The organism is Dokdonella immobilis (assembly GCF_900115085.1).
Lineage (GTDB): Bacteria > Pseudomonadota > Gammaproteobacteria > Xanthomonadales > Rhodanobacteraceae > Dokdonella > Dokdonella immobilis.
Window position 1 is genome coordinate 1 of the sequence record NZ_FOVF01000076.1, and the last position, 1181, is coordinate 1181.

Genomic DNA, 1181 nt, shown 5'->3' on the forward strand with positions numbered 1-1181 from the left:
CATCTAGTGCGGCGATTGCCTTGTCGTTAGTGCGGCCACGCCAATGCCAGCACTTTGATATCGACTGTAGCCCAATCGTCTTTGCGAACAAATCGTCGACTTGAGCGGAGCGCGGAGTGTTAAGCGAGCCTGCTGTCTTTGCGAGGATTCCCGCATAGTTGTCGCGTAAGGCCTTTTTCCAGCCATCCCCGGCAAGCATCCATGCATTTGGCCCGCTGTATTGCGATGCAACGCGATCTAGAACCGCTTTGGGGAAAGCAGAATGATCCTTTGCGTTTGTGATCATGAAGTCGAGAGCGAGGCTGGCCAAATCCTCGACGTATGACTCCCAGCACGCGACTAGCAGAACAATTGCACTTTTGTTAAGGACCTCGACGTCACGCCGCCTGCCAGGACCCGTGCCACCTAAGTGGGCGTGAATTCCGATGAGCTGAGTCACCTCTCCTAGGTTCTCGTGGAACTGAGAGATGTGGGGAGGAAACTTTGAGGTCGTCGCCATAATGTGTAGTGAGCGCTAACACCAGAGTTAAGCCGCCGCGTTAGCGGTCGGCTTGGACGAATAGTTGGGCTGCCGTTAACCACCAATAGTACAGTGCACGCCCTTCTCTTCAGTGATCTCGAACTCTACGCACTCAGCTACCAGAATGTCCTTGACGTTTTCGGAACCTTTCGTGAGAAGTAGTTGATATACCTTGCCGTCATCTGTCCCGGCCCACGCAAACCAAATACCAGATTGACCAATTGCAGGGCCCCAAGCAAACGTAAACGGAGAGCCTTGAGCACGAGCGGATTGCATGCAGGCATTACCGGAAGTCAATTTCTCTGCGCCCGAAGCGAACCCACAATTTTTTGCGGACGATCCCGCGAGAGCATGAAGCTTTTTTTCCAATACTGATGGAACGCCAGAACTCACTTGAGATGGCCGCGATGAGGCGCATGCTTGCGAAATAGGCAGCATTGCAAGCATCAATTGAAATAGCATTCTCATAAGCCCAACACCAGAATTGAGCCGCGTGCGTTAGCACGTCGGCTCGAATGAAAAGTTAGGCATTGACACCCAACAGGAGCAAGCGCAATGCATTCCATACCCGCTCAAAAGCTTCGGTCGTGCTACTCGCCGGAGTAGTCTCATAAGACGACCAACCGGAAAATAGCTTGCGCCCATCAAAACTAACTCTAAT

1 protein-coding gene and 1 pseudogene are annotated in these 1181 nt (G+C 52.4%); both read right to left on the bottom strand.

Features of this window, described 5'->3' with window-relative positions; translation table 11 throughout:
• Positions 1-286, bottom strand: a 286-nt coding sequence (locus BM125_RS20385; RefSeq protein ID WP_245779005.1) for a hypothetical protein, incomplete at its 3' end; no start/stop codon positions are given.
• A 12-nt stretch (positions 287-298) separates the two neighbouring features.
• Positions 299-499: pseudogene (locus BM125_RS21065) on the bottom strand (HEPN domain-containing protein); the annotation flags it as partial.
• Between the last annotated feature and the right edge of the window lie 682 nt (positions 500-1181).